Source organism: Lentimicrobiaceae bacterium (assembly GCA_028697555.1).
GTDB lineage: Bacteria > Bacteroidota > Bacteroidia > Bacteroidales > UBA4417 > UBA4417.
The window spans coordinates 54,055-78,994 of sequence record JAQVEX010000002.1; the positions used below are offsets into that span (position 1 = coordinate 54,055).

Consider the following 24,940-nt stretch of genomic DNA (forward strand, 5'->3'; position numbering starts at 1 on the left):
ATGCAAAAACAATTACTCGAAGATGCTATTATTTCAAATATCGGTTATGTCCCAACCGATAATCAAAGGAGTGTTGTAGGCAAAATTTCGGATTTTTTGTTGCAAAAAGACCCGTACTCGCTATTTGTACTCAACGGTTCGGCTGGTACAGGTAAAACAACCTTGATAAATGCAATTGTAAAAACTTTAAAAAACACCAGAACTCCTTATGTGCTATTAGCTCCAACCGGAAGAGCAGCTAAGGTTATGGCAAACTATACAGGAGAAACGGCTCTTACCTTGCACAAGTTTTTGTATTACTACAGCTATGATGAGTCGGGGGATTGGAAATCGCAGTTGAAAAATAATAAATCGGAAAATGCAGTTTTTATGGTCGATGAAGCCTCGCTACTTTCGTACAATGCAAGTGCCTTTGATAACTACCAACAAGTTTTACCCGACCTGATTAATTTCGTTTTTTCAAAACCTAATAATAAACTCATTTTTATAGGCGACACTTGTCAGCTTCCCCCTATTGATAGCACTATAAGTCCTGCCATGGATGCAAAAACAATGGAGTCGTTGTTTTCGTTAAATGTCTCCGATTCGAATTTAAGTCAGGTTGTGCGGCAGTCGGAAGATTCGGCAATTCTGTCGCTCGCCGAATTTGTCAGAACCAAAATATCAAATAATAATGCAGATTTACCATATCTAATGATTGAGGAAAATGCTGCAGATGTTACTGTTGTTGATGGATATGAATTTATAGATAATTTGGAAACAGCATATTCTCGTTTTGGGAAAAACGATGTGGTCCTGGTTACAATGTCGAACAAACGAGCAAATTTATTCAATAAAACTATTCGCGAACGCGTTTTTTATCAAGATTTTGAAATCAACGCAGGCGACATGATAATGGTGGTAAAAAACAATTATTTTTGGCTCAAAGATATTGATCAAGGTGGTTTTATTGCCAATGGCGATATAGGCGAAGTGCTGAGCATCAGAAATTTTGAAGAAATTGGCGAATTCAAATTTGCCGATGCTCAAATTAAACTCATCGATTACGAGCAGCCGCTTACAGTTGAAGTTAAAGTTTTGCTCAATACTTTATGGTCGGAGCAGGCAGGACTTGGTTCCGACAAAAGTTATCAGCTGTACAATATGGTAGCTCAAAAGTATGCTCATATTGCTTCTAAAGCCAAAAGGAACGAAAGTATTAGAAACGATGAGTATTACAATGCTCTACATATTAAATTTTCGTATTCGCTAACTTGCCACAAAACTCAAGGCGGACAGTGGAAAGCGGTGTTTGTAGAAAATCCTTTTTACAACGAGAGCATGCAAACAGTTGAAAATTTAAAATGGTTGTACACTGCGATAACCAGAGCAACCGATAAATTATATTTGGTTAATTTTGAGAAACAATTTATAAAATAATTAATTATGAGAATAGGTTTAGGCTTTGATGTGCATGCTTTTGAAAAGAACAGAGAATTTTGGTTGGGCGGCGTTTTAATAGACCATTACCAAGGTTTGGCTGGTCATTCCGATGCCGATGTGCTTATACACAGTATTTGCGATGCATTGTTAGGAGCAGTTAATTTGGGTGATATAGGCTCCAATTTTCCTGACAGCGACCAAAAATACAAGGATATCAGAAGTATGGTCTTGCTTAAGGCAGTAGCCGAAAAGTATAAAAACATAGGATACAAAATAGTTAATATAGATTCGGTTGTAGTGATACAAAAACCAAAGATAGCACCGTATATACCGCAGATGAAAGAAGAAATTGCTAAATGCTTAGGTATAGACGTAAATCAGATTTCTATAAAAGCCACAACTACCGAACATCTTGGTTTTGAAGGTCGTGAAGAAGGAGTTTCGGCACAAGCTGTTGTTTTGGTTGAAAAGGAATTTGTGTAGTGTTTCGGGTTGCGTGGTGCGTGGTGCGGGTTTCGGGGTGCGGGTTACGGGTTATCCCGAAGTTTCGGGAGTCACTGAGTGCCGAAAGCGTATCGAAGTGCCGAAAATGGAGAACGCTTTGGACTTCGGCTCTTCGACAAGTTTAGTAACCGAAGTCTATCACCCACCACTCATCACTCATCACCATTCACCCAACACTAATTAATATCAAACGATAGGCTAAAACGCATTGTATTTGCAAGCGGGTGTTTAGAGTTGGTTGTGTAGTTCACTACAGGAATAATGTACGAAACGTCAATTCCAATTACGTTGTATTTAAAACCGGCTCCTAATGTAGCAAACGACCTTCCACCTTTGTTTTTATTTTCGTAAAAGAAACCGCCTCTTAAAGCAAACTGTTCAGCGTACCAATATTCAACACCGGTAGCAACGTTATATTCTTGCATTTCTTCTTGAAAACCGCCGGGAGCATCATAAAACGAGTGAATAATTCCCACAGGAACCGAAACATCGTCATCTAACCCAAGTAATGTGCCGTCTTCTCCAACCCTTCTGGGTGTTGGAACCAATAGTTTATTGATTTCCAACATAAAAGTTGCTTTATTGTAGTTGTCAAAATCAATGTGTAAAGCAGGACCTATACGCAAGTTTGCCGGAATAAATTCTTTTTCGGTATTATCGTCGGTATAAGATATTTTACTACCGATATTAGAAATATTGACACCCCATGCAAAATAACCTTCGTAATTTGAAATAACTATGGGCAAACGTTGATATACCGATACGTCTGCCGCAATTGAGTTGCCAGGTTTAGTGCTTTGCGACCCAATTGATTGTCCCAAAGTCAGATTTGAGTATATATATCGGGCTGAAATACCTCCCGACAATGTAGCGGTAAGCATTCGAGAGTAAGTTACATCAAAAGCAAATTCGTGTGGAACATAATTACCTATGCTATAATTGTATTCGTCGGTAAATGCTATATTTCCTAAATTAAAATATCTTAGCGAAGCAGCTATTACCTGATTTCTATCAATACGAGCGTATCCCGACAGGTAAGCTAAGTCTATGTCTTTTGCTATACTTGCAAGCCAAGGACTATATGCAACACCTACACCCATTTTGCTTTTTGTATAAGCATATTTTGCAGGATTGTAGTGCATAGAAAATGCGTCGGGTTCGGAAGCAACGCCCATATCGGCAAGTGAGCCGCCGCGTGCATCAGGCGATATAGTTAAAAATGGAACTGTTGTAGTTATTGGATTATAGGCTCCTGTATATGAGTTTTGTGCTGAAATCCCTATAGTTGTTAGAGTTAAAATAGCTATAAGTAACTTGTTTAAGTATTTCATTATGTTTTTTTTGTTATAGTTTTTAATAATTTATTTGCAAATAATTGTTTATCGGATAACGGTGCAAAAGTATAAATATTGTGCTTTTAAACTAAAAATTAGAATTTTATCAGTTTAGCACCTTTGTGAGTTTTGTTTCCTGAGTATTTCACATTAATTTGTAATGCATAAACGCCTTTTTCCAAATGATTTTTACTCATAGCATTGCGCCACTCAATAGGTCCTATGTGGAATCCTTGCGATTTATATCTGCGGTTTGGAATATAACTGACCTGTTTTCCTGTAATATCAACTAATTGAACCAAAACATCTACATCTTCATCGAATAAATTTATATCAAATTCTAAAAAGAAATATTGGTCAAACGGATTGGGGTACACATTAACGTTGGTTATCTCAATTTCAAAATCGTCTATTACTTCAAATTCTATGGAAGCCGTACTCGAATTGTTTAAAATATCCCACGCCTTAAGTGTAAGCGTGTGTTTGCCAACTTCCAAATCGCGGAATTTATATCTCACCAATCCCGATTTATATGTATTAGTATCAGCTGTGTAGTAGTCGTTTAGTTGAATTATGTTTGTAATATCGTCGTCTAAATAAGCCGTAATGCTGTGTCCAATACTGTTTCCGGTGGTGTTAATGCCTTGCTCGTCAGAAAGTTTAGCCAACAAAAGCGGATGTTTTGAAGTTTTATCTCCGCTTACAAAGTAAAAGTTGTCCATATACAGTTTTATTATCGGACCTTGGTTGTCGTCAATTTGTTGTCCGGCGCCGCCTATAAATATAGTAGTGTCAAAACCGTTGGCATCTTGCAAAGAATTAAAATCGTATGCGTAATACGAAATTTTTCCTTTACCGAATGAGTAATCTATATCTTTTGGAATAATAAAAGTAGCTTCAAAATCGCCGTTTTTAACTTGCGATAAGCCCCTGTACAAAACATTATTTTGAGTAACAAACGACCTTACGGGACTTTTTGGAGAATTTCCCAATGTTTGGTGTGTTTGCGGCTTATCTATAATTTGGATTTGTACAATGCCGTTAAAATCATCAATTTTGCGACCTTGCAGGTTTGTGATAATGCCTTTAAGAGTAAATTTTTCCATTGCTTTAAGCGTGTCGGAAAACAAGTTAATGGCAATATCGTTGATGTGAGTTGTGGCAACATTCAATTTAGGTATTCCTAATTGGAGAGCAGGATCACCAAGTAGTATGAAGTTTTTCGAGTCATGATTGTTTCCGGTTTGGGCTTTTGAGTATGCCAAAACATCTCCAAATCGTGGCAATTCGTTACCTTTTATGGAAAAGATAGTGTCGTAAAATGCAATAGAAAGGGTGTTGTTAGTTCCTGTGGTAGCTAATCTGGTTGTAGTAAAAAGTGCAGGAGAACCACCGCTTGGATTTAAAAACACCAACTCGCCTGCAGATATAAATTCGGGATTATCGTATGGGGCAAACTCGCAGGTGGCAGTCATGTAAATAGGCATTTTGTTGTAATTTGTCATTGCCTTTATTTCGGGTATGGTAAGCACGCCTTCGTGAGCCAAACCCCTTTCGCCGCCGTGTCCGGTATAGTTAAATATTAAAATACCTTCGGATATTTGTTTTTGTATGTCGGTGTTTACATCGGGGTACGAGTGTCCGCTTGCGGTGGTTACTCGTTTGTAAGCATCTAAATATATTTTTCGCAAGTTCAGAACGGGAGCATTTTTGCCAATAAGTGGCGAAAGGTAGTCTTCGGGGTGGTTTATGTGAGCGTTGTTATCTTGGTCGTCGGCTACTAAACATATTTTGTTTCTCCACTCTCCAAGGCTTTGTTTAGGGCTTGTTGCGTAAAAAATAGTTTTATCGACGGCAATTTTGGCTTCTTCCAAGGTTTTAACAGGGAACCTGCCTATGCCCACATCAGCACTACCGTTAGCATCTTCTCCTTCTTGTGGGTCTAACAAAACAAAAAAATCGTCGCATTGAGTAGATGCACCAAATGATACAACATTGCCTTTATTCTGGAAAGTAGGTATAAAGTTAGTGTTGTTAGCTATGCGATCTTTATAATCAAATGAGCCGTCGCCGAATAGTAGCACATATCTGAGTTTGTTACCTTCGCTAGGACGGTGATACAACATGCCTATAAAGTTACGAATAGCCGAAACATCTTGCATTCCCGACGAAAATTCGTTGTAAATCTTTTTTACAGGAACTATGGCTGTTCTGAATCCGTCGAAATTTTCATGGAAAGTAGCTAAACGCTTAGCTTCCTGCTGAAATGGCTCGTAATATATAATCAACATATCTATGTTGTTGATGCTATGCAGATTCTGATTTTCAACTTTTTCTACAAAAGTTACACTCAAAAAGTCATTGTTACGGAAGGCTATAAACTCGCGTAAAATAGGAGTTTCTACGGTAAATGACATTGAGTTGGCAGCACGCACGGCATCAATATTTTTCACTTTTGTAGGGTCGGTAACTTCCCAAATATTAATATCGGCATTGGTATTAGATAAGGTGTATTTAGTTATTTTATTGGTTCCTATGCTCTTCGGGTCGGCAAAGTTCATCTGCGAGCCGTGCATCACCAAATTTTTTGTAACAATTACCTGAATATAATTAAGCCATAATTTGTCGGCACCTGCACCGTTAAACTTAACTGATACGTCGAGTTTATCGCTATTGGCTTTAACAATCTTATGCCCTTCGCGATAGTCGGCAAAAGCGTGACTAGAGTGTGGTACAAAAGAAATTACTGCAATCGAATTTCCGTCGCAATATATGTTTGCAGTTTTAGGTTGGGCAACATCGGCTAAAACACCGTATCGTACTTTAATATCGCTATTTGCTACAACATTTGGAAAATTAAAAGTAGGTACTTGTATTATGTTGTTTATAGGATTTGCTTCTTCACCAATCCATTCTTTTCCCGAAGAAAGCCTGTTTTGCAGTTCACTTTCGTGATACAAACATTCTTGAAATGTTGTAGATGTTGTATTTGGCGTTTCAGTTGAAAGCGTTTGATTTTGGATTCTTAATCCGTTGCTGCCTTCACAATTCAAAAAATAATATGTGTAGTCGTCGTATAAATGCAAACTGTGAACATAATGCTTTAGCCTCGAATCGTATTTAAAGGTATTGGGAGATGTTCCGTAAAACAGAATGTAATCGCCGTCAATAAACTTGTCAGGAAATTTGCTTATAACCTTTATAGCATTTTCTTCCAAATCGTCGAAAACTTGCAAGCTGTTCTTTTCGGGGAGCATTCCGCCGCCATAGCCGTACAGCTTAATATTGTTGGGAGTAACGTTACTCATGTTTATACCCATTTGTTGCATATCGCTGTACGTAATTTTGTACACACCTGTTTTGTTTAGCTTGATTTTGTACCAATTACCACTTGCCAATTTTGAATTATCAGCATAGCGAAACTCAAACGTACTTCGTTTTTGTGTAGGAATTACGACTATATCTATAGTAAAAGAATTTATTTTGAAGTAATTGTTGTTTTCATCTTTAATAATTGGAACAAACGAAATGTTGGCTATAGCTGTGCTACGACTATAAGTTACATGAGCTTCTATTTTGTTTGTGTCGGCTGTGGCGATAGGTAGTTCGAGTAAATTAATTAAGTCAGAGCTAATCGGTTCATAAGTTATATCGGTGATTTTTACATCGCATTCGTTAAAACCTTTTGGCAAGAAATAGCTATAGTTAAACAAAGGATTATAATCTTGCGTTGGGTCATTATATAAATTGGCTGCCTTAATCAAATAGGTTCCTAAATTTTGCTCAAAAGAAACGATAGGTTCATTCCATTTGATAACAAATGATTGCTTGTGTTGAGCCATGCTATTATTAAACGATAGCAATATTAGTAAGCACGTGAGAAGTATGTATAAGTTAACTCGTTTAATAGTCATACACTTGTTTATTTTATTTTAATAATTTTCCCATGAGTGGTGTTAGCTAAGCCTTCAGATGTTTTAATGCTGATATTAAACAAATAAAAACCTGCCGGTACATCGCGACCGTTGTCGGAGCGACCGTCCCATTCAATGGCTTTGCTAATTGAACCAAACTGAAAATCGGTACTTTTTATTGTTCTAACCAAAACTCCCGACATGGAAAAAATATTTATTACGATTTCAAAAGTAACGTTTTTCTGATTATGCTCGAAAATGATATTGGTTTTATCTGTAAACGGATTGGGATACGCAAATCCCCTGTTGACTTGAAAAATATTTTTTTCGGTAACCGTAAAGTTAATCCTTGCACTAGATGAGTTGTTAAAAATATCCCACACTTTAAAATCGATATGATGTTCGCCGGGGGCAAGGTCAATAAACGGAAACTTAACTACACCTTTTTTGTACGTATTTACATCCGACTCGTAGAAGTCGTTTAAAATATACGGATTGGTATAATTGTCGTCGAGAATTGCAGTAATTTCGTGTCCTATGCCTGTCCCTACGGTATTAATTCCGCTTTCGTCTTCAAGCACTGCAATAAACCAAGGATTGGGGTCGGTTAAGCCGCCATCGACAAAGCGTAAATCGTTCATAAACAAACTGATATTAGGACCTGTGTTGTCGGTAATGTAAAAGTCGCTTTCGCCACCTATAAGCGGAGCAAAATTTCCCCAAGCATCATCGACAAAGTTAGTAGCGTAATAGCTTATTTTGCCGTAATCGATAGTGTAGTTAATATCTTTTGGCATTTGAAAAACCACTTCAAACAAACCGTTGGTAACCATTGCTTTACCCCTATATATAATATTGTTTGAAATTTGAAAACTTGTAGTAGCACCGCTGTCGTTGCCCAAAGTACGGGTAGTTGTAGGTTTGTCGTAAACGGTGGTGGTTATCACTCCGTTGTAGTCGTCGATAAGTCGGTTGTTGTGGTCAAAAATTCCACCTTTTATTTTTACTTCGTCAAATGCTTTAAGAGTGTCGGTATTAGTGGTGTCCTTATTGTTGATAGAAAGAGTTAAAACCTTATGATACGGCAAAGCCGCTTTTGTAGCCGGATCGCCTAACAGGACTATTTTTTTACTGTTTTCGCTGTAAAACTCTTCTTGTTTGGCGTGTTTGATATAATCGCCGAGTCTGAAAAAGTGAGCCGAGTCGGGGTCAAAAGCCTTTTGGAATAATTTAGTAATAAAAGCCAAATTTGGCGGTCCGAAAGTAGCTCTGGCTGTTGTAAACAACGCAACGCTGCCGCCATTAGCTTTGTTTATAAGAAGTTCGCCGGCTGAAACTATAGCGGGGTCGTCGTAGGGAGCAAAACTGCAAGTACCTGTAACAAATATTGGCAAGTTAAAGGTGTTTTCAAAGTTGTTTATATCGTCCATGGTAAGGACTTCCTCGTGAGCCCAACCTGTGTAACCGCCATGTCCCAAATAATTGATGAACAAACAACCTTTTTCCACATCTCTTGCTATGGCTTTGTTGACTTCGGGATACCTGCTACCGCTTGAATTTGATTCTTGTACGTAAGCATCTAAATAAATTTTATTGATATTTACATTTTTATTGATGGCATCTATAGCATTAACAATGTATTCCGAATCATTTATCAAAGCATTATCTTCTTCATCGTCGGCTACAAACGTAATTTTCGTACGCCAATTTTTCATGGTATTGGAGTCGGGCAGGTGGTAGTTGATAATTTTATTTACAACATTTTCGGCTTCAACAGTATTTTTAACCGGCAACCTGCCTATGCCAATATCAACGATATCGTTAACAGCATTGCCTTCGTTTTCGTCCATATATCCGAAAAAATCATCGGAAGCTATTGAGTTCAATGGGTCTAAAGATTCGGTAGTTTGATGGGTAGGCACAAAATTAGTGTTTGGCGAAATCCTATTTTTATAATCGTATGATGCATCTCCCATAAGAAGCAAATACTTAGGTCTTGTGTACTTGTTGCCACGCAGGTACAGCATTCTCACAAAATCTCTTATAGCTGCAACATCTTGCTTTCCACCCGAAAATTCGTTGTAAATTTTATCTAAAAGAACAACGTTGGCACTCAAATTAGAATAATTTCCGTGAAAAGATGCAAGCCTAACAGCCTGCTCGTAAAATATTTGCGGTGTTATTATCAGGTAATTAGCTGGACTTATACCGTGCAAATTCTGATTGTCAATCCTTTTTATGTTAGTGGGAGTTTCGGCTTTTACATACTCAAAAGCAATGTACTCGTGTAAAGTGTCAACCGAATTGTAAAACTCAATACTGTTGTTTTTGTGATGGCATTTCACTTCGCTACATGCAAATGGGTTGGTAATATCCCAAACCACAACATTGTCGTTTGTGCCGGATAATACGTATTTTGCTACTGTGTTTCTATTTATTGCCGAATAATTTCTAAAATCTAAGAGTGTGCCAAAATACTGTAGCTTGCACGTAGCATTAATATTTATGTAATCCAAATAGCCAATTGCATCAATATCGGGTTTGTTGTATTTCATTTCCAAATTGATATTATTGTCGGTATTTGAAATATCCCAAAATAAAGTGTTTTGCCTTGCAAGAAAAGTCCCGTAACCTCCGCCGATACCCATAATGTTAACTTGTTTAACATTATTGCCGACTTTAAGAGTAAAGTTGCTTGGAGTTAACGATTTTGCCGCTAACAAAACTTTCATTTTAACAGGTTTGCCTAAAATTCTGTTAGGAATGTTGAAGGGGTAATTTCTGGTATCAACCATATCAAACATATCGCCAAACCACCTTTTGCCCGATTTCCCCAAATTGAAATTTTCATCTTCAACAAATGCACGGTATTCGTACTCGTTAATAGTAATATTATTGATAGTGGGCAAATTTGTTTCGTCAATACTCAAAAGACTTCCCCTATCGGTAGTAAAAAAGTAATACGAAGTATCGGAATATAAGTTTTTTGTGTGAAGCCACATTCTGTTAACAGTGTCATAATTCCATGTGTTGGTACTGTTGGCATAAAACAAAATCATATCGCCTTCGTTAAAAGTGCCGTCTTCCAAACCAATAGCCTTTATTTTTATTTCTTCAAGGTCGTCAACACGTAAGTTACTATTGCTTTCGGGTAGCATTTGTATATTTCCCGAAAAAACACCTATTTTGTTTGTATTTAGGGTAAGCGGGTTTACGCCCAATGATGTAAGTGTTGAATAATTTATGGAATAAACGCCGTCTTTTGTTATGCCAATCTTGAACCACGTGCCTGTAGCTAATTTACTTTCGGATTTAAACAAATCGCTGTCTGTCTCCTGACTGTAGGAGTTGTTAATTCCCACTAAGGATATAATGAATAATATAGAAAGAAAGTAAAACAGCTTCATTAGTGCAAATTTAATGCAACGGTATTAACTATCAAAAAACGAGATTTTGTTTTTTATATTGTTTGATAAAATAAAATCTTGCAATAATTACATTAAATCGTCGTTTTCCGACAAATACCTTTGATTGCAAACATATTGTTGGCTTTTAAGTTGCGTGTTGCGTGTTACGGGTTACGTGGTAATTATCAATTAACAATTAGTAATTAATTAATAATTGCACCCCGAAGTTTCGGAGCTGAATGACAAAAGCCACCCATCACTAATCACCAACCACCAAAAAGCCAACAGCTAACGGCTAACAGCTAATAGCTAAGCATAAAAGACAAATATAGGATATAACATAAAAGGACGTTCTTTTTCTGACAGTAATAATATTAAATGCACCTAATAAACAATTATAATAAAAAAATAGTATTTTTGCTGACTAAAGTAATTCAAATGTACTTTAAGAAAGGGACTTTGGTTATAATTTTTTGCTTATTTGCTGTGTCGCAGATGGTTAAAGGACAAGATGTTGTTTATTCGCAGTATTACGGCAATCCTGTCTATCTGAATCCGTCTTTGGTTGGCAATAAGGTAAATCCGCGTTTGTCGCTTATTTATCGCAATCAGTGGCACAATATAAACAAAGGATATGTAAATTATGGAATTAGTTATGATCAACATGTAAGAAAAATGTCGGGTAGTTTTGGAGTTATATTAAACAATGATGTATACGGTGGCGGATTGTGCAGCAACTTTTCGGGTAGCATAATTTACGCTTTCCAAACCTACGTTTTTAATGACTTTACTGCTTCAATAGCGTTGCAATCGGGGTTTTTTCAACGAAGCATCAATACCGATAAACTAGTTTTCGGCGATCAAATAGTTCCGGGTTCGGGACAAGTTTTGCCGACAAATGAAGAAATTGACCGCAACAAAGTTTCGGATTTGGATTTCGCTACGGGCATTACAATAGGTTACAAACAAGACTATTACTTAGGTTTTGCGTTACATCATTTAACCAATCCCGATATTTCATTCATAGGCAACGATGCACACAAATTAAACACACGAATTACTTTGCACGCCGGAGCAATATTTGATATTGGATATTACAGTACATATCCGGCTGTCGGGTCAAAATCAATTTCTCCAAACGTATTGTTTGTTAAGCAAGGCGATTTTATGCAATTGAGTTTAGGAACATATTTTAATGTTTATCCCCTTACTGTCGGATTGTGGGGCAGGTACGCTTTCGACAATTTCGATGCTTTGGTAATGCAAATAGGAATTGAACAAAAAAAATATAAAATTGGATATAGTTTCGATTTCACTTTATCCAAACTGTCAATTAATTCGGGAGGTGCACACGAAATTTCATTTTCGTGGATTTTCCCTGTAATAAAAAATAATTTTAATCGTTATACAATAAATAACCCTGTTAATTAGTTATAAGCTAACAAAATCTAACTAAAATGCTAAAAAGTAAAATTTCAATCTTAATCATTGCAGGCATCTCAATGCTTTTGATGTCATCTTGCAGTTTGTTTAACAAAAAAGAAAAATCCAATACAACTGGGTGGAACTACAACGACCCCAAAAACGGAGGTTTTGAAGTGGCTGATTACAAAGAACCCATTACCGGACCAGGTTTGGTTTTTATTGAAGGTGGAACGTTTACAATGGGACGTATAGCCGACGACCCAATGTACGAATGGCATAATATACCAAGAAGAGTTACGGTTCCAAGTTTTTACATGGACGAAACCGAAGTAGCCAATGTTGATTATGTCGAGTATTTGTATTGGTTGGGACGCGTTTTCGGAGGAAGTTACCCCGAAGTGCTTCGCAAGGCATTACCCGATACACTCGTTTGGAGAGAAAAATTAGCGTATAACGAGCCCCTTGTAGAAACCTATCTTCGCCATCCGGCATACAAGAACTATCCGGTTGTGGGTGTTAGTTGGGTACAAGCCAATGACTACTGCATGTGGCGTACCGATAGGGTTAACGAAATGCTTTTGGTTGAAAAAGGTATACTTGATTTCGATCCTACTCAAAAAGATGAAAACAACTTTAACACCGAGGCATATCTCGTTGGACAATACAAAGGATTGGTTAACAAACCTTTGAAAGACTTAAATCCTAACGGAACAGGAGAAAGAGCAGTACGCATAGAAGACGGAATACTATTACCCAAGTATAGGCTCCCAACTGAGGCTGAATGGGAATATGCAGCATACGGACTTATAGGAAATACCCATTTAGAAAGAGTTGTTGAAAGAAAATTGTACCCATGGGGCGGAACAGTACTTCGTACCGATGAAAACAAATATTACGGTTCTTTTGTTGCTAACTTCAAGAGAGGAAAAGGTGACTACATGGGTGTTGCAGGCAACCTAAACGACGGAGCCGATATCACAGCCGAAGTTGGCTCATATTGGCCCAACGATTACGGCTTGTATAACATGGCAGGAAACGTTGCAGAATGGGTGCAAGACGTGTACCGTCAGCTTACTTTTGAAGACTTTGAGGATTTCTCACCATTCCGTGGAAACGTGTTTACAGCACGTGTAACCGATGCCGAAGGTTATGTTGTACCGGTTGACAGCTTAGGTAGAGTCAGATACCGCCCAATTACCGACGAAGAAGCTATGAACAGATTTAACTATCGTCGTGCTGATAATATTAACTATAAGGATGGAGATTATCAGTCGCAATTAGACGCAGATTGGTTAGCTGCCGCCGAATCGGAAGATATAGACCGAAATGAAGAAACATCTAAAATGTATAATTACGGAGTAACTACACTTATTTCCGACAGAACAAGAGTTGTTAAAGGTGGTTCGTGGAAAGACCCTGCATTTTATCTATCGCCATCAGCTCGTAGAGCATTAGACGAAAACATGTCGACCAACTACATAGGTTTCAGGTGTGCCATGGGGCGTGTAGGAAGCTCAAAATCAAGATAAAATAAAATTTAAAATCCCATTATTATGTTTATAATGGGATTTTTTTGTAACTTTGCAAAAAATAAAACCTATTTATCTTATTGATAAGTAGGTTATTTAATTAATTTTTAGCAATATGGATCAAGCTATTTCAAAAGTTATAGATTTAATAAATGGTGGTGCAATAGTTTCTACCGATTCGAGAAAAATTCAGAAAAATACCAACACAGTTTTTATTGCTCTAAAAGGTGAACATCATAATGGTAATACTTTTGCCAAACAAGCTATAAAAAAGGGTGCGATACTTGCTGTTATCGATAATCCTAAGTACGAAAATGAAAACACTCTGCTTGTTGATGACACTTTAGATTTTTTGCAAAAACTGTCTCTTGAATACCGCAAACAATTTGATGTAAAGGTAATTGCTATTACAGGTAGCAACGGTAAAACAACCACCAAAGATCTTATCAGAGATGTTTTAAGTAAGAAATACAAAGTTATTGCAACGCAAGGCAACTTAAACAATCATATTGGTCTACCGCTTACTTTATTGAATATAAAACCCGAACATGATTTTGCAATTATAGAAATGGGAGCAAGTCATCAGGGCGAAATAAGAACCCTTTGCGAAATTGCTTTGCCTAATTACGGACTTATTACAAATATTGGAAAAGCTCACTTAGAGGGTTTTGGCGGCTTCGACGGTGTTGTTAAAACCAAAAGCGAATTGTACGACTATATAAGAGACATTACAGGTAAAGTTTTTGTTCATAAAACCAATTCGCTACTTATGCAGCTAAGTCAGGGTATCGAACAAATACTTTATGGAGACCACGATTTGGAGGAAGAATTGAGATATTCGGGTGGCGAACACCATTTTTTACACTTTGAAACTGAAACGCCTAAGGCTGAGTACGAAATTAAAACCCAATTAGTTGGCGACTATAACTACGAAAACGTATTGGCTGCAATCAGCGTTGGCGAAACTTTTGATGTTGATACAAAAGACATTACGGAAGCTATTGCCGAATATCAGCCTTTGGATAAAAGGTCGCAGTGGTACGAAAGCGAAAAAAATAAAATTATAATCGATTACTACAATGCCAATCCTTCGAGCATGAGAGTGGCTATTGATAACTTTTTGAAATTGGAAACAGACAAAAAACTCATGATTTTGGGCGATATGCTCGAACTGGGCGATAGCAGTTCTCTTGAGCATCACGCTATTATCGATGCTATCAGAAATGTGTACAAATGTCGTATAATTTTGGTTGGAAAAGAGTTTTGGCGTGCCAACTCGGGTAGTTTTATGTGTTTTAAAGATATTGACGAAACTTTAGCATTTTTCTACCAAAATCCTGTAAACGACCATACAATATTAATAAAGGGTTCCAGAGGTATGAAAATGGAAAACTTGTTATCAGTTTTGTAAATTATCACAAACATTATATCTAACAATAAATATACGGTTTTAGGTGTTATGTCGGGCACGTCTGTCGACGGATTAGACCTTGCCCTAACAGAGTTTTACTACCGCAATTCAAAACTGAAATTTGAAATCATCAAAGCTCAAACCATTGATTACGATGAGTTGTGGCACGATAGATTAAAAAACTCACATTTACTTTCGGCTCCCGACCTAACTCAACTTCATGTAGATTTTGGCAAACACATAGGAAATTCCATCAATAATTTTTTGCAACAAACAGCTGTAAAACCGCAGCTTATATGCAGTCATGGACATACTGTATTTCATAATCCTGCTAATAGTTACACCTTGCAAATAGGCGATGGAGCTTCAATAGCAGCCGTTACACAAATTCCGGTAGTTTGCGACGTGCGCACATCAGATGTTGCATATGGCGGACAAGGTGCACCGCTAGTGCCAATAGGCGATAAGTTGCTATTTGGAGAATATGGTTTTTGCCTGAATATAGGCGGATTTTCAAACATCTCGTATACCCAAAATGACAAGACTATTGCCTTTGATATTGTTCCTTCAAATATAGTTCTAAATTATCTCACCAACTTTTTGAATTTACCTTACGATAAAGACGGCAATATTGCCAAAAGCGGAACAGTTGATGATGAATTACTACAAAAACTGAATAATTTAAGCTATTACAAAACAGAACCGCCTAAATCGCTTGGTAGAGAATGGGTTGATGGAAATGTACTTCCTATAATTAATTTGTCAGAGATTAGCATCACCGACAAAATAGCAACCTACACCGAGCATATTGCTATCCAGATTTCAAAGATTTTGAATAAACAGAACGAGAAGTGTTTGGTTACGGGTGGCGGAGCCTTTAACAAGCATTTGATAGAAAAAATAATGCAATATTCGGCAACCGAAGTAATTTTACCCGATAAAAATATTGTTAATTATAAAGAAGCACTTATTTTTGCATTGTTAGGTTTATTGCGATGGCAAGAAAAGCCAAATTGTTTACCTTCGGTAACGGGTGCAACTAAGGCGGCTATTGGCGGAGCAATGTACCTGCCGTAATCAAATTAGTTTGAGTTAAATACAATAAAAACGCAATTAATTAGTTTATATAAACAGCACATCAACAAACAGAACATATAAAAATCAAAAGATAATATTACTTTTTAAAAAAATAAGCACAAAATATGTTATTACAAATTGTTCAGCAACCAGGAATTATAAGCGATACGATTCAGCAAGGTCTATCGTCATTACCACAAGTAAACGCCCCGACTCATGTTTCACTTTCGTTGTGGGATTTGGCGCTAAAAGGCGGTGTTATAGTATTAATATTGGCACTTCTTTCGTTGTGGGCAATATATATCTTTATTGAAAGATACATTGCTATTAACAAAGCCAGTAAGCATGACGAAAATTTTATGAATAATATTCGCGATTTTGTCCACAATTCGCGCTTAGATAGTGCTTTGTCGTACTGCAAAAACAACGATACTACAATTTCTCGAATGATTGTAAAAGGCTTATCACGATTGGGTCGTCCGTTGGGAGATATTAGGGCAGCTATTGAAAACGTTGGCTCTCTTGAAGTAGGTCGTTTAGAAAAAAACGTTTCTATACTTGCTATGATTGCAGGAGGAGCTCCAATGCTTGGATTCCTTGGCACAGTTACAGGTATGGTTAGAGCTTTCTACGATATGTCTATGGCTGGCAACAATATTGATATACAGTTGCTGTCAACAGGTATTTATCAGGCATTGGTTACAACCGTTGCCGGACTAATAGTTGGGTTGTTAGCTTACTTTTGTTATAATATTTTGGTTTCCAGAATCCAGAAGGTAGTTAACAACTTAGAAAATCGTACAACAGAGTTTATGGACTTGCTTCACGAACCGGCAAAAAAATAAAAAATAAAAACTTACAAAATGGCTATAAAAACAAGAAATAAGGTTTCCGCCGAAATGAACATGTCTTCAATGGCAGACTTGGTTTTCCTTTTGCTCATATTTTTTATGCTCAGTTCAACATTGGTTAGTCCTAATGCTATCAAATTGTTGTTACCTTCGAGTAGTAGCAAGACAATGGCAAAGCAAACCACAACAGTATATATCAACGACACTTACGATTTCTTTGTAAATGAAACACCAGCCGACCCAAGCGGAAATATGGTCAATTTGTTAATTGAGTCGCTTGTGGGCGAAACCGAAGGCGTTGTGGTGCTTAGAGCCGACAAAACGGTTCCTGTGCAGTACGTTGTAAACGTTATTGATGTCGTCAACCAAATCAATCAGCTGCAAGGTACTAAACATAAAGTAATTTTGGCAACCAAACCAATAGACTAATACATTGTATTTATGATAAATATGGAAAATAACCGCGACAAAAAGAATAAGATAATAGCCTTATCGAGTTCGGTAGGGGTACACGTTCTTATTGTTTTAATTCTGTTATTTTCGGCTTTTAAAACTCCATTGCCTTTGCCTGGCGAAGAAGGTGTTGAGGTTAATTTAGGAACATCAGACCAAGGTTTTGGTTTGGTTCAGCCTGCACATTTGCAAGCGCAGTCGGCACAGGAAGCTTACCAACAAAGCTCCGGCAGTGATAATGAATACGTTACCACCGATGAAGAAACTGTTGCCATTGAACAACCTAAGCCTAAGGATAAAGATAAGGCACAACCCGAAACACCTAAAAAAGAAGTTACAAAAGCTGTTGAGCCTGAGCCGCAACCTGTTGTTAATCCTAATGCTTTGTACAAAGGAAAGCAAAGCACTCAAGGCAGTAGCGAAGGTGGCAGTCAGGGTATTGCAGGCGGCGTGGGCGACCAAGGCAGCATATACGGCACTCCCGGAAGTGATAATTATGTAGGAACAGGAGGTAGAGGTAGCGGCAGCGGAATTTCGTACGAATTGGGCGGGCGAGGAGCTACATCGCTTCCAAAACCGGTTTACAATTCGAGAGAACAAGGCAAAATTGTTGTTGCAATAAAAGTCAACAAAAACGGAGTTGTTACACACGCAGCCGCCGGAGCAAGAGGTACAACCATTTCGGAAATTACATTACGCAGAAATGCCGAGGAGGCAGCAAAACGAACAAAATTTGCTCCCGACCCTAACGCACCCGAAGAACAAAGAGGTACAATTACTTATGTGTTTGTCAAAACCAATTAAAAATATGCTATGCGAAGTCTGTTAATCATAGTTTTATCGGCTTTTGTCATTAGTTCTTGTGCCAAATTAAATCCCGATTACCCGTTTGTACCTAACGGTTATTTTTCCTATACTTCCGAACAAATTGCTTTACGACCTGTTTCGTCTGTTATTTACGAAAACAACCATTCGATATATTTTGCATCAACCAATGGCAGCGTTATATATTACGATGGCATTGTATGGAAAAATATAGCCGATGAGTCGGACAGGAGCGTTAATGAAATACTTAAAACACGCGATAATATTCTGTGGAAAGCCACAAATAAAGAATTAAGCTATTATCAAAACAACTTTTGGACTAACGTCTTACAAAATGCCGATGTTATTGATATTGAAGCAGAAGGCATTTCAAACTTATGGATTCTTACTTCCGATACGGTTAATCAGTTGTTGCATTACAATAATCAACGTATTGACACAATAAAACAAGCCAATAATTTAAAGCGTATTGCAGGAATAGCAACAGACAGCGACCATAAATTGTGGATAGCTTCGGCTAACAATGGATTGTTTTATACGATAGATGGCAACGAAATTATTAAATTTCAAAATCCGTACTTGCCACGAATAGAATTTACTTCTATTGCAACCGACGAAAATACAGTTTGGCTTGGCGACAACGAAGGCGTTATTTACAAAGTATGCAACAACGAAGTATACATTATACGCACAGGTTTAAACCAGCCGATTACTAAACTATATGCAACCGATGATAACAGCTTGTGGGCAATTGTTTCGCAAACAGGTTTAATCAGATATAAAGGTTCGGAAATACAACTTCTGAGCAAACAAGATTACAATTTCCCTTCAAATAATATTATTACCATTTCGCAAACCGATGCTTCTTCGCTATTAATAACCTTTGATAACGGCGAAATTTTCAACTTAGCATTTTGATATAAAAACTTTTTGTAAAAGAAGTTGCGTGGTGTCCCGAAGTTTCGGGATGGTGCGTGTTGCGGGGTCTATGTGCAATTAACAATGAACAATTAACAATGAGCAATTATTAATTGATAATTGATAATTGATAATTGCTCCACACCCACCACCCATCACCAACCACTATAAAATATTTATCGCCCAACAATAATTTATTACGAAATAATTAATAATAAAATATTGTGTTTTATATTTAAGAATGTTGTATTTTCGCAATGATAGAATTAAACTTATTATCAAAAACTCAATTAGTTTAAAATCAGCGTTTTGAACTTAATAAACAAACAATTTTATTAATCTAAAAAGATAAGCCTTATGAAAAGCACTAACATTTTAAAAACAAAAATTTCGAGATTAACCAATGTAATGTTACTCTTAGTATGCTCCCTATACGGTTTGAGCGTTGCTGCACAAAACAATTTTGAATTTAAAAAACCAACAAAGAAAAGTGCAAATACTGAATTGAAAAAATTTGTTGAGAAAAAATCCCACGCGGCAAATAAAATCAATTCATATACCAATTGGTGGGAACCGGATACAATATATACTTACGAAGATCCAAACATGATGCACAGAGAACTTCGTAGTTACAATCAAAATGCTTATATGCTGACGGAAGTGTACCAAGAATGGCGAAACAATGAATGGACAGACCTTAACAAAAACATTAATACTTACGATGCGAATAATAACTTGATAACAGAATTATGGCAAGATTGGATGAATAATAATTGGGTAAATACTGAAAAATATACATTTACCTACGATGCCAACAACAACATGCTGACAAGATTATGTCAAGGATGGAATATTGATGCTTGGGTTGACTTTGCTAAAACTACTTATACTTACGATGCCAACAATAATATGCTAACTGAATTGATTCAATTTTGGGAAGGTGCTTGGGTAAATTATGAAAAAATTACTAATACTTACGACGCAAACAATAATGTACTATCGATATTGTTTCAATTATGGGAAAATAATACTTGGATAAATGATTATATTATTACCGCTACTTACGATGCCAACAATAACTTGATAACGGCAATAAGTCAAGAATGGGGATACAATGCTTGGGAGAATGTTGAAAAAATTGATGCTACTTACGATGTAAATAACAATATGCTAACGTTATTGTACCAAGAATGGGCATATAATGCTTGGGTAAATTATGAGAAACACATTTACACTTACGATGCAAACAATAACAGGACGAGGGAATTAGTTCAAGCGTGGGAAGGTGCTTGGGTAAATGATTTTAATTACACTTATACTTACGACGAAAATAATAATTGTACATTAGCTGAAAGTAGTTACTGGATGGGTGATAATTGGCAACAAACTAATGGAGACCTGAGTTTGTTTTATAATAATATGAAAAGTGAGATATATTTCTTCTGTTACAAGATTACAGCCACTTATAAGCATTTTCTACTACTTGAAAATGAGCGTAAAGAACTGTCAAATATTTCAATTTATCCTAACCCAGCCAATAATAGTTTTGTTGTGGACGTAGAAGGTGAAACTACTGTGAAGCTGCACAATATGCTTGGAAAAGAAGTTTTATCTCAGAATGCGAACGGTAAAACTGTGATAAATATAGGTCATTTGCCAAATGGAGTTTATAATGTTCAAGTATTTTCAGGTGATAAAATTATAGGGTATAGTAAGGTTGTGAAACAATAATACTGTAGCACAATTCCGTTAGTTGAAAAGCAAGCTGTCCAAATAAATCAATAAAAAACAAACCTATGAAGAATACAAAAACTTTGAAAACAAAAATCACGAGAATAGCTAGTGTCGTGTTATTCTTAGTTTGTTCGTTGTACGGTTTGAATACTGCTGCACAAAGTAATTTTGAATTTAAAAAGCCAGTTATACCAAACGCAAATACTGAACAGCCAAAATTTTTCGAGAAAAACTCCCCTGCAGTAAACAAACACAAATCCAATATTGATTGGTGGGAACCGGATACAATGTACGTGTACAGACGTACAAACCAATTTGGAATACCATTATCGTTGGCTAGAGTATCTCGTAGTTATAACCAATATGGCTACCTGTTGATGGAATTGTGTCAATCATTACATAATAATGAGTGGGTAAATGATAGCAAACACACCTACACATACGATGCGAACAATAACTTGCTAACGTATTTGTATCAATACTGGAGCTATGAGACCAGTGCATGGTTATATTATTTTAAAACCAATTATACCTACGATGCGAACAATAACATGCTAACTAAATTGCATCAATTTTGGTTAAATAATGATTGGGTAAATAATTCAAAATATACTTATACTTACTATGCAGACAATAACATGCAAACGGAATTGTATCAAGGTTGGGAAAGTAATGCTTGGGAAAACGATAGTAAATATACTTTTACTTACGATGAAAACAATAACAATTTAATGAAATTAACTCAAGTATGGCAGAGTGGTGCTTGGGCAAATTATAAAAAAGATACTTGCACTTACGATGCGAACAATAATTTGTTAATGGAATTGGCTCAAACCTGGCAAAATGCTTGGGTAGATGATAAAAAAACCACTTATACTTACGATGCAAATAATAACATGCTAACGTATTTGTATCAATATAGGAATAATAATGCTTTGGTAAATTATCGGAAATATGTTTATACTTACGATGCAAGCAACAACATGCTAACTTCATTGTATCAAACATGGTATTGGGAAGACAATGATTGGGTAAATGAAAACTTATGTTCATATACTTACGATGCGAACAAAAATTTGCTAACGAGTTTGTTTCAAGAATGGGATTGGGGAAGTAAAGCATGGGTAAATCATGGTAAAGTTACCTACACCTACGATGCAAGCAATAACATGCTAGTGAAATTATATCAAATGTGGCAAGATACTTGGGTAAATTTTCACAGATATATTTATACTTACGATGCTAACAATAATTGTACAGTATCCGAAATGACCGAATGGGTAAATGAAAGTTGGCAATTATTCGATGGCAATTTGATATTATACTATAATAACATGAAAAGTAGTATAGAACAGCCAAATAGTTCTAGGGTTACAGCATCTTATAAGCATTTTAAAAAACTTGAAAATGAGCGTAAAGAGTTGCGAAATATTTCAATTTATCCCAACCCTACTAATAAGAGTTTTGTTGTGGACGTAGAAGGAGAAACGACTGTAAAGCTATACAACATGCTTGGAAAAGAAGTTCTATCTGAAAATGCAAACGGCAAAACAGTAATAAATATAAGCCATTTGCCAAATGGAGTTTATAATGTTCAGGTATTTGCAGGGAATAAAATTGTAGGATATAGTAAAGTTGTGAAACAATAATGCTGTAGCACAATTCTGTTAGTTGAAAAGCAAGCTGTCCAAATAAATCAATAAAAAACAAACCTATGAAGAATACAAAAACTTTGAAAACAAAAATCACGAGAATAGCTAATGTCGTATTATTCTTAGTTTGTTCATTGTACGGTTTGAATATTGCTGCACAAAGCAATTTTGAATTTAAAAAGCCAGTTATACCAAACGCAAATATTGAACAGCCAAATTTATTTGAAAAAACATCTCACGTAGTAAACAAACAAAAATCCAATATTGATTGGTGGGAACCGGATACTGTATATATTTATGAAACCCCGGACATGATACGTAGAGAAGTGTATAGTTATAACTCATACGGTTACAGGTTAACTAGGTTGTATCAAGAATGGCAAGATAATGAATGGATTAATAATGAGAAATACACTTATACTTACGATGCAAATAATAACCTGCTAACGGAATTGCGTCAAATATGGCTAAATAATGAACTGATGTACAATGCTAAGTACAGTTACACTTATAATGCAAGCAATAAGTTACTAACTAAATTGTACCAAGAATTGAAAAATAACACTTGGGAAAATCTATTTAAACATACTTATTCTTACAATACAAACAATAGAATCACAACAATATTGTCTCAAGAATGGAGAAATAATGCTTGGAAGAATACCACACTTCACACTTATACATACGATGCAAACAATAACAAACTAACTGAATTGTATCAATATTGGGAAAATAACGAGTGGGGAAATACTATCCAACTTAATTACACCTACGATGCAAATAATAACATAATAACATATTTGTATCAAGAGTGGAAATCTTTTTGTTGGTTAGATATGAGCCATTGTACTTATACTTACGATTCAAACAATAATAAGCTAACTGAATTATGGCAAATAAGGCAAAATGATAATTTGGAAAATTCTACCAAATATATTTATACTTACGATTCAAACAACAACATGCTAACTAAATTGCTTCAAGTATGGGGAAGCACTTGGGTAAATAAAAATAAATATACTTATACTTACGATGCTAATGATAATGCGTTAACTAGATTATATCAAGAATGGCAAAATAACGAATGTATAAATATTCGCAAAACAACTTATACTTACGATGCAAGCAGTAACTTGCTAACAAACTTGTATCAAATATGGCAAAATAACAATTGGGAGAGTGTTGATAAATCCACTTACACATACGATGCGTACAATAACATATTAGAAAAATTATATCAAAGATGGGAAGATGCATGGGTGGATTATAATAAATCCACTTATACATACGATGCAAATAATAATTGTACACTAACTGAAAGGAGCAAGTGGGTAAATAGTAGTTGGCAATTCGAAGATGGAACCTTGAACTTATTTTATAATAACATGAAAAGCAAGATGGATTTTTATTCTTGCCACAAGGTTACAGCCACTTATAAGCACATTCCGATACTTGAAATTACAGGCGAAGAGTTGCCAAATATTTCAATTTATCCTAACCCAACTAATAATAGTTTTGTTGTGGACGTAGAAGGTGAAACGACTGTGAAGCTGCACAATATGCTTGGAAAAGAAGTTCTATCTGAAAAAGCAAACGGCAAATCAGTAATAAATATAAGCCATTTGCCAAATGGAGTTTATAATGTTCAAGTATTTTCAGGTAATAAAATTGTAGGATATAGTAAGATTGTGAAACAATAATACCGGACATAGTGCGTTTGTTTCAATAAATAAAGCCAGTGAAATATTTTAGAATTTATATACTATTCTTTTTTTCAATAACCGCTATAGGTGGCAGTGCTCAGACTTTTAACAAAGTTTATTATCCTAAATTTGAGACTGAAAACGCTGAAGGTAAAAAGATAGGTATTTCCGTTTACAACAATAATTTTGTTAAGAACAACGAATATTTCGGCAATTTGAATTCCGGAATTACATATATAGGTTCTATACTAAAACCCGAAATTGTTTGGAAACCTGTACAAAATTTGAATTTTAAAGCAGGTTGGTACGGCAGATATTTTTATGGCAGCAACAAAATAGATGCTTCTGTTCCTATTATAAGCGTGAGTTACGAGTTTTTGAAAAACTTTACGCTAAATATTGGTGCTATAAACGGCGATTTGCGACACGAGTATTTGCAACCTTTGTACGGCATAGATAATTATTTTTGCAAAAAGCCGGAGTACGGAGTGCAACTTTTGTATAATTCCGAAAAATTTTACACCGATATCTTCATGGATTGGGAAAATTTTATTTACCCGGGCGATACCAATCAGGAAATTATTAATGGCGGACTTGTTGCAAAATACTTTCTTTTCGACAAAAAGCTGTCCGTAAATCTGCAAAGCGTACTAAGGCATTACGGCGGACAAGTAAATAACAGCAACTCGCTTGTTACATCGGCTGTAAATATTGCCAGCGGCTTGAATTACAGTCTGCAACTCGGCTCAAAATACTTAAAACAAATCGATTTAAGGGCTTG

At 36.1% G+C, this 24,940-nt stretch carries 17 protein-coding genes; 14 read left to right on the forward strand and 3 right to left on the reverse strand.

The window, feature by feature from the left end; genetic code table 11:
- Positions 1–1,419, forward strand: a complete 1,419-nt coding sequence (locus tag PHP31_00565) for an AAA family ATPase (protein ID MDD3737773.1) — start codon at positions 1–3, stop codon at positions 1,417–1,419.
- Positions 1,420–1,425: 6 nt separating this feature from the next.
- The gene (gene ispF, locus PHP31_00570) at positions 1,426–1,905 is read left to right on the forward strand and encodes a 2-C-methyl-D-erythritol 2,4-cyclodiphosphate synthase (protein ID MDD3737774.1); all 480 of its coding nucleotides are present in this window, start codon (positions 1,426–1,428) and stop codon (positions 1,903–1,905) included.
- Between the two features lie 197 nt (positions 1,906–2,102).
- Here the strand turns inward: ispF and porV are convergent, their stop codons facing one another.
- The 3 genes from porV to porU (PHP31_00585) form a co-directional block, all read right to left on the reverse strand.
- Complete coding sequence (porV, locus tag PHP31_00575; protein ID MDD3737775.1) at positions 2,103–3,257, reverse strand: type IX secretion system outer membrane channel protein PorV; 1,155 nt, start codon at positions 3,255–3,257, stop codon at positions 2,103–2,105.
- Positions 3,258–3,355: 98 nt separating this feature from the next.
- On the reverse strand, positions 3,356–7,174 hold the full coding sequence (porU, locus tag PHP31_00580; protein MDD3737776.1) for a type IX secretion system sortase PorU: 3,819 nt from the start codon (positions 7,172–7,174) through the stop codon (positions 3,356–3,358).
- An 8-nt stretch (positions 7,175–7,182) separates the two neighbouring features.
- Positions 7,183–10,581, reverse strand: coding sequence for a type IX secretion system sortase PorU (porU, locus tag PHP31_00585; GenBank protein MDD3737777.1), 3,399 nt, complete (start codon positions 10,579–10,581; stop codon positions 7,183–7,185).
- A 417-nt stretch (positions 10,582–10,998) separates the two neighbouring features.
- Here porU (PHP31_00585) and PHP31_00590 point away from each other — a divergent pair, with 417 nt between their 5' ends.
- The 12 genes from PHP31_00590 to PHP31_00645 all read left to right on the forward strand — a co-directional run.
- Entirely contained in the window at positions 10,999–12,012 is a 1,014-nt protein-coding gene (locus PHP31_00590; protein MDD3737778.1) for a PorP/SprF family type IX secretion system membrane protein, read from the forward strand.
- A 26-nt stretch (positions 12,013–12,038) separates the two neighbouring features.
- Positions 12,039–13,535 carry a gliding motility lipoprotein GldJ gene (gene gldJ / locus PHP31_00595; protein MDD3737779.1) on the forward strand — a complete coding sequence of 499 codons (1,497 nt, stop codon included), beginning with the start codon at positions 12,039–12,041 and terminating at the stop codon, positions 13,533–13,535.
- A gap of 115 nt (positions 13,536–13,650) precedes the next feature.
- Positions 13,651–14,946 (forward strand): UDP-N-acetylmuramoyl-tripeptide--D-alanyl-D-alanine ligase, encoded by a 1,296-nt coding sequence (locus PHP31_00600; GenBank protein ID MDD3737780.1) that lies wholly within the window; start codon positions 13,651–13,653, stop codon positions 14,944–14,946.
- Positions 14,947–14,961: 15 nt separating this feature from the next.
- Positions 14,962–16,023 carry an anhydro-N-acetylmuramic acid kinase gene (locus tag PHP31_00605; protein ID MDD3737781.1) on the forward strand — a complete coding sequence of 354 codons (1,062 nt, stop codon included), beginning with the start codon at positions 14,962–14,964 and terminating at the stop codon, positions 16,021–16,023.
- A gap of 125 nt (positions 16,024–16,148) precedes the next feature.
- Positions 16,149–16,868, forward strand: a complete 720-nt coding sequence (locus tag PHP31_00610) for a MotA/TolQ/ExbB proton channel family protein (GenBank protein ID MDD3737782.1) — start codon at positions 16,149–16,151, stop codon at positions 16,866–16,868.
- 18 nt (positions 16,869–16,886) lie between these two features.
- Positions 16,887–17,303, forward strand: a complete 417-nt coding sequence (locus PHP31_00615) for a biopolymer transporter ExbD (protein MDD3737783.1) — start codon at positions 16,887–16,889, stop codon at positions 17,301–17,303.
- Between the two features lie 12 nt (positions 17,304–17,315).
- Positions 17,316–18,131, forward strand: coding sequence for a TonB family protein (locus PHP31_00620; protein MDD3737784.1), 816 nt, complete (start codon positions 17,316–17,318; stop codon positions 18,129–18,131).
- 9 nt (positions 18,132–18,140) lie between these two features.
- Positions 18,141–19,070, forward strand: a complete 930-nt coding sequence (locus PHP31_00625; GenBank protein MDD3737785.1) for a hypothetical protein — start codon at positions 18,141–18,143, stop codon at positions 19,068–19,070.
- Positions 19,071–19,427: 357 nt separating this feature from the next.
- The gene (locus PHP31_00630; GenBank protein ID MDD3737786.1) at positions 19,428–20,801 is read left to right on the forward strand and encodes a T9SS type A sorting domain-containing protein; all 1,374 of its coding nucleotides are present in this window, start codon (positions 19,428–19,430) and stop codon (positions 20,799–20,801) included.
- Between the two features lie 65 nt (positions 20,802–20,866).
- Positions 20,867–22,453, forward strand: a complete 1,587-nt coding sequence (locus PHP31_00635; GenBank protein MDD3737787.1) for a T9SS type A sorting domain-containing protein — start codon at positions 20,867–20,869, stop codon at positions 22,451–22,453.
- Between the two features lie 65 nt (positions 22,454–22,518).
- A complete protein-coding gene (locus PHP31_00640; GenBank protein ID MDD3737788.1) occupies positions 22,519–24,156 on the forward strand; it encodes a T9SS type A sorting domain-containing protein in 1,638 nt (545 codons plus the stop codon).
- 38 nt (positions 24,157–24,194) lie between these two features.
- A partial coding sequence (locus PHP31_00645; GenBank protein ID MDD3737789.1) for a hypothetical protein occupies positions 24,195–24,940 on the forward strand: 746 nt, incomplete at its 3' end.